Genomic DNA, 6000 nt, shown 5'->3' on the forward strand with positions numbered 1-6000 from the left:
CTCACGTGTTCGACCGACCAATGCCAATGAATGAGCGCCGTCCGAGGCTGTTCCGAACATCGCCCGCCTGCCAGCGACCCCCGTCCTGCTCCGTACGTCGCGGAACGGGACAGTACGGAACGCAATTGACGATGACGAACGCCGTACCGATCAATCCCGTACTCATCAACTCTTCCAAATCAGTTCGGCGCCATGAATACATTGCCCTGCCGCCTGGCGAAAAATTCACTCTCGGAACTCAAGGGGCAATCCGTGAAACGTAACTGGGCAATTCTGTCCATGGCACTCGGCGTTGTCATCGCCGCGATCGTGGGTATTGTCGGGGTCGGCCAAGCCGCAACGTCGACGCCAAAGCGCAGCGACAGCAGCAGCGAGCCGGTCTATTTCATCCACGGCTGGGAACCCCTCACCAGAGCCGACTGCAACGATTACTGGGGCGCCGCGATGAAGGAGATGCGGACGTGGGGGTGGACCGGTCCGCAGCACACCGTCGGCTTCTATGCCAATGACACCAACTGCGGGGTGACCATCAACCGAGGAGACCAGAGCACGCACATCAAGGATCTCGGCCGGAAGCTGGCCAACGAGATCTACAGCCGCTATTCAAAGAAAGGCAAGTCGGTCGATGTACTCGCCCATTCAATGGGCGGCCTGGTGATCCGGGCCGCGCTCGCCGGCACGGCGGCGAAGGAACAGGGCTTCCCGCCCTACTTGTACGTCGAGGACGTTGTGACGCTCTCCACGCCGCATCGGGGCTCAGCCGGATTCACCCGACTCTGCCGCAGCGTCCAATGCAACGAGATGTCGGGCGACTCCCCCTTCCTGCGCTCGTTGCAGGCCAACCCACAGTCGAAGCAGGGCACCGACTGGACCATGATCGGCTCCGACGACGACCAGGTCGTCTCCGCCGACTCGGCGACCAACATCTCCGGCGGTCACCGCGTGATCTACCGTGACGGATCTAACGTCAATCACGGCAACATCACCGATACCGTACGCGGCACGTATAAGCAGAAGTACTGGAACGCCGGCGACAAGCAATGGCACGAGGTGAGCAAGGGCGCCGCACCCATCAAGGCGGCCAGCAACGCTCTCTTCTCCTGGAGCAAGTGGTAGGCGGTAGCGATCCTTGCGGCCCCGTGGCAACACGGGGCCGCTTGATTCAGGCTCGCTACGCCCGGAAGATGCGCGGGCGTCTCCTAGAGGGCCTGACGGGGCTATGGGAGGCGGCGCTGGATGGTTCCCCGGTGGCCGCGCTTGACCGTCTCCCCAGAGATTCTCCCGCGAAGCGGCCCCGAGATACACGAGGGCCGACTCCCACAAAAGGAATCGGCCCTGACCTACTGCTGCGTGGTGGAGTTGAGGGGACTCGAACCCCTGACCCCCTCGATGCGAACGAGGTGCGCTACCAGACTGCGCCACAACCCCAGCCGGTCTGCCGAAGCGGACCGGCGCTAAGAGTAACAGGTCGCCTGTCGGGTCCGCGAATCAGATCACTGGCCCGACGCCCGCGTGTCGTACGGGCGGCCGCGCAGAGCCGAAAGGCGGGCCGCCTCGCGGCGGGCTCGGTCGCGTTCGGCCAGTTGGCGGGCCAGGGCCTCGCGGCGGGCGGCGGCACGGCGGAGCTGCTCGCGGCGGACCTGGGCCTGGCGGCGGGCGATCCACGCGGCGTACCGCGCCTCGTCGCGGCGGCGCCGGCGGTCGGCCAGGGCGCGGTTGCGCAGGTGGGCGAGGTAGGCGACGAGGAGCAGGCCGGTGACGGCGAAGCCCACCCAGAAGCCGGGACTGACGAGCGCGACGCCGCACAGCTCGACCATGTTGAGCAGGACCAGCGCGAGCAGCACCCGGCGCCGCCGGTACATGGCCCGCGGGGCGCGGTGGACCCGGCGGCGGGCCGACTGCGGCACGGGAGCCAGGGAGCGGCGCGGCGCCGGCAGTGGGCCGGGGGCGGAGGACACCCGCGGAACGAGCAGGCGGGGCGGGTTGACCGGGCGGCGGCCGGGCACGGTGCGGCGGCGCCGGTCCGTGCGGGACAGCACCCGCGCGGTCGACAACGCCCGCTCCGCCACCAGCCGCTCTGTAGCGTCGTATCGGCGCACCAGTGCGGGCGCCAGGGCGAGGAGCCCAGCAGCGGCGAGGACGGCGAGGAGCACCGAGGTCGGCACCCTCACCCCTCCTAATCCAGCCTCTCGCGCCGGTCCGCCGAGCGCGCAAGTCATCCAAGTCTGTCGAAGTTACAGTGCGGTAACTCCGCTCATGACCATACGTGGCGCGGCGCGTTTTACCACGTCAACACGCAGGACGAAACGTCCGTTCGCGCGAGCTCGACATAACCGAAATGCCGGAGAAATCGACCGACGGGCGAACTCGCCCGGGTCAGGCGGTGGCCGAGGACTTGTGCCAGCGCTCCAACAGGCCGCGCTCGTTCGCCAGGTCCTCGGTCGTCATCGCGTAGCCGAGGTGGTCGCGCCAGTCGCCGTCGATGTGGAGGTACCGGTGATGGTAGGCCTCCTGGCGGAATCCCAGCTTCTCGACGACCCGGCGGCTCGCCAGGTTGTCGGGGCGGATGTTCACCTCGATCCGGTGCAGCCCGCCGACCCTGAAGGCGTGGTCGACCACCAGCGCGAGGGCGGTGGGAATGATGCCCTTGCCGGCGAAGCGGGAGTCGACCCAGTATCCGGCGTACCCGGAGCAGAACGCCCGCCGCACGATGTTGCCGAGCGTGAGCTGCCCGACGAGCTGGCCGGAGTAGCAGACCGCGAAGGGCATCGCGGTGCCGTGCCGGGCGGCGCGGCGCAGGTCGGCGTGCACGGCGCGGAAGGCGGCCACGGAGTTGAGCTCATACCAGGTGCCGTAGGGGGTCGGCTCCCACTTGCCGAGCCACTGCTCGTTGGCCCGCCGCACCTCGGACCAGGCACGCGCGTCTGAGCGGCGGTACGGCCGCAACATGACCGGACCGTCGGAGAGGACTGCGGGCCATCCCGGCTGACTCATCGCCGCCTATCCAAGAGTATGACGTCCACCGTGGAGCCTGCGGCCGCGCTGATGACCTTCTCGCCAAGCACCATCAGGCCGTTGGCGTCGGCAAGACCGGAGAGGGTGTACGGTCCACCGGCCAGCGGAGCGACAGTGTACCCGCCGCCACGGCGTTCCGTGATGTACGCGGGCCGGAACTCGCGCATCCCGGACGGCGAGTTGACGGTTTCCAGCAGGTGGGCGCGCACGCTCGGGCGGAAGACCGGGTCGGCGCCGGCGAGCAGCTGGATGACCGGGCGGGCGAGGACCTCGAAGCCGATGAGCGCGGCGCCGGGGTCGCCGGGCAGGCAGACGATCGGCACGCCGTTGGGGCCGCCGACGTTGCCGTAACCGAGGGATGAGCACGGGTACACCGAAAGATCGGAGAACACGACCGTGCGCGAGAGGATGCGGCGGACCATGTCGCCGGGGCCGGTGCCGGTCCCGCCGGTGGTGATGATCAGGTCGGCGCGCAGCATCTGGTCGTCGAGCAGGCCGCGCAGGCCCTCGGGGTCGTCGTCGCAGATGCCGACGCGGTACGCGTGGGCGCCCGCCTCGGCCGCCGCGGCGGTGAGGGCGTGGGAGTTGGCGTCGACGACCTGGCCCGGCTGGCTGGCCCGGCCGACATCGACGAGCTCGTCGCCGGTGGCGATGACCACGACGCGAGGGCTGGGGCGGACCACGACGTGGCCGATGCCGCTGGCGGCGAGGACCGAGACCAGCGGCGGGGTGACGTAGGCCCCGGCCCGGGCCAGGACGGCGCCCGCGGGCAGCTCGTCGCCGGCCCGGCGCACGCCGTGGCCGCGCTTGGCCGGGTGGTACACCTCGACCGCGGCCATCCCCTGGTCGGTCATGCCGGACGGCACGACGACGTCGGCGGAGACCGGCATGAGCGCCCCGGCCGCGACCGAGAAGCAGGTGCCGGGGGTGAGGCGGACCGGACGCCAGCTCGAGGCCACCAGGTCGCCGACGACGCTCAGCCGGACCGGGCGGCCCGGCTGGGCGTCGCTGATGTCGTCGAAGCGCGCGGCATACCCGTCGATCGCGGCGTGGTCGAACGCGGGCACGGGGCCCGGTCCGACCACGTCCTCGGCGAGCACGTTGCCGTGCGCGGCGGTGATCTCCAGGTCCAGCGGGGGCAACGGGCGCAGCCCACGGAGCACGCCGGCGAGGTAGTCGGCGAGGGGGACGCGCGCGCTCGACCCGACGCCGGCGTCGCGCGCCGCGTCTGGGTGGGAGCCCGTCGCTGGAACCGCTGTCACCCGCGCAAGTCCTTCTCCACGAATTGGGTCAGCCACTGGCTGAATGCCTCGCCGAGGTCGTCGCGCTTCACCGCGAGCTGGACGACCGTCTGCAAATACCCCAGCGGCATGCCGGTGTCGTACCGGGTGCCCCGGTAGACGATGCCGTGCACGGGGGTCCCCTCCGCGAGCAGCAGCGCCATCGCGTCGGTGAGCTGGATCTCCCCGCCGGCGCCGGGGCCGATGCGGCGGATCGCGTCGAAGATCTCGGGGGGCAGCACGTACCGCCCGACGATGGCCAGGTTGCTCGGCGCCTCCTCGGGCTTGGGCTTCTCGACCAGCGCGGTGACCGTCACCGTCTCGCCGGCCTCGACGATGTGATCGGAGGGTTCGACGGCGGCGATGCCGTAGCGGTTGGTCTCGTCGGGGTCGACCTCGATGAACGCCAGGACGATGCCGCCCGTTTGCGCCTGCAGGTCGAGCATCGCCGGGAGCAGCGGCTCGCCCTCGTCGACGAACTCGTCGCCGAGCAGCACCGCGAAGGCCTCGTTTCCGACGTGCGACTCGCCGTACGAAACGGCGTGCCCCAGCCCGAGCGGCTCACCCTGCCGGCAGGTGTAGATCTCGGCCAGCTCGGACGGGCGCTTGATCGCCTCGAGGCGCTTGACGTCGCCCTTCTCGGCGAGCCGGGCCTCCAGATCGGGGCGACGGTCGAAGTGATCGACCATGGAGGTCTTGCCCCGGCCGGTCACCAGGAGGATGTCCCGGATGCCGGAGGCGGCCGCCTCCTCGACGATGTACTGCAGCACCGGCCGGTCGACGACCGGGAGCAGCTCCTTGGGTACGGCCTTCGTCGCCGGGAGGAAGCGGGTAGCAAGTCCCGCCGCCGGGATCACGGCTTTGACAGCCCGCTGGCGCGTCGCGGACTGGTGAGGAGTCGTGTCAGGCATGTAGAAAGGCTAGCCGCCGCGGCTCTGTCGCGGTGGTTGCGCCGCCTTTGGCGCGCCGGGCGTCACCTCGGCGCTCGCCTTCCCGCTGGTCACGCCGGCCGCCAACCGATATGTGTCCCGACCTCCCGCCTTGGCCGCGTACAGGGCGTCGTCGGCCGCCTCGAGCACCGCCGGGCCGGTGGTCCCGTGATGCGGAAAAACCGCGATGCCGATCGATACCGTAACCGGAATCCGACGCGGCGGCTGGCCGGCGGTCGACGACACCGCGAGGACCGGGGTGCGCCGCACGGCCGCGCCCAGCCGCTCGGCGAGCACCGCGGCGCCGCCCGCGTCGGTCTCGGGCAGCAGCACCACGAACTCCTCCCCGCCCTGCCGGAACGCGAAGTCGACCTCGCGGATCTCCGCGCGCAGCCGGCGGGCGAACTCGGCCAGCACCGCGTCGCCCGCCGCGTGCCCGTGGGTGTCGTTGACATCCTTGAAGTGGTCGAGGTCGAGCACGAGCACGGCCAGCGCGCGGCCGAACCGGCTGGCCCGCTCGACCTCCCGGCGCAACGACTCGCGCAGGTAGCGGTAGTTGGACAGGCCGGTCAGCGGGTCGGTGAGCGACAGCCGCTGCGCCTCCTCGTGCACCCGGACGTTGTCGACGGCGACGGCGGCCTGCCCGGCGAAGGTGCGCAGGGTGAAGAGGTCGGCGTCGTCGAACTCGTCGAAGCCGTGCCGGTCGTAGAGGGCGAGCACGCCGCGGGCGGCCGGCGGCCGCTCCGGCTGCGCCTCCAGCCCGGTGGTCGGCCCGG

Annotated in this window: 6 protein-coding genes and 1 tRNA gene; 1 reads left to right on the top strand and 6 read right to left on the bottom strand. The window is 70.6% G+C overall.

Annotated features, from left to right (window positions below):
- Window positions 1-252 precede the first annotated feature (252 nt).
- Window positions 253-1116 carry an esterase/lipase family protein gene (locus tag ABT297_RS30820; RefSeq protein WP_350555906.1) on the top strand — a complete coding sequence of 288 codons (864 nt, stop codon included), beginning with the start codon at window positions 253-255 and terminating at the stop codon, window positions 1114-1116.
- Window positions 1117-1351: 235 nt separating this feature from the next.
- Here ABT297_RS30820 and ABT297_RS30825 read toward each other — a convergent pair.
- The 6 genes from ABT297_RS30825 to ABT297_RS30850 all read right to left on the bottom strand — a co-directional run.
- Window positions 1352-1428: transfer RNA gene (locus ABT297_RS30825), tRNA-Ala, on the bottom strand.
- 65 nt (window positions 1429-1493) lie between these two features.
- Complete coding sequence (sepX, locus tag ABT297_RS30830) at window positions 1494-2171, bottom strand: divisome protein SepX/GlpR (protein WP_350555907.1); 678 nt, start codon at window positions 2169-2171, stop codon at window positions 1494-1496.
- A gap of 205 nt (window positions 2172-2376) precedes the next feature.
- Window positions 2377-2994, bottom strand: a complete 618-nt coding sequence (locus ABT297_RS30835) for a GNAT family N-acetyltransferase (protein WP_350555908.1) — start codon at window positions 2992-2994, stop codon at window positions 2377-2379.
- A complete protein-coding gene (locus tag ABT297_RS30840) occupies window positions 2991-4277 on the bottom strand; it encodes a molybdopterin molybdotransferase MoeA (RefSeq protein ID WP_350555909.1) in 1287 nt (428 codons plus the stop codon). The genes ABT297_RS30835 and ABT297_RS30840 overlap by 4 nt, the downstream gene beginning before the upstream one ends.
- Window positions 4274-5206: a UTP--glucose-1-phosphate uridylyltransferase gene (locus ABT297_RS30845; protein ID WP_350555910.1), complete on the bottom strand. Its 933-nt coding sequence runs from the start codon at window positions 5204-5206 to the stop codon at window positions 4274-4276. Before ABT297_RS30845 ends, ABT297_RS30840 begins: the two co-directional genes overlap by 4 nt.
- Window positions 5207-5215: 9 nt before the next feature.
- Window positions 5216-6000 (bottom strand): sensor domain-containing diguanylate cyclase (locus tag ABT297_RS30850; protein WP_350555911.1); only part of this gene is annotated, 785 nt, incomplete at its 5' end.

It is taken from the genome of Dactylosporangium sp. NPDC000555 (assembly GCF_040300025.1).
Classification (GTDB): Bacteria; Actinomycetota; Actinomycetes; order Mycobacteriales; family Micromonosporaceae; genus Dactylosporangium.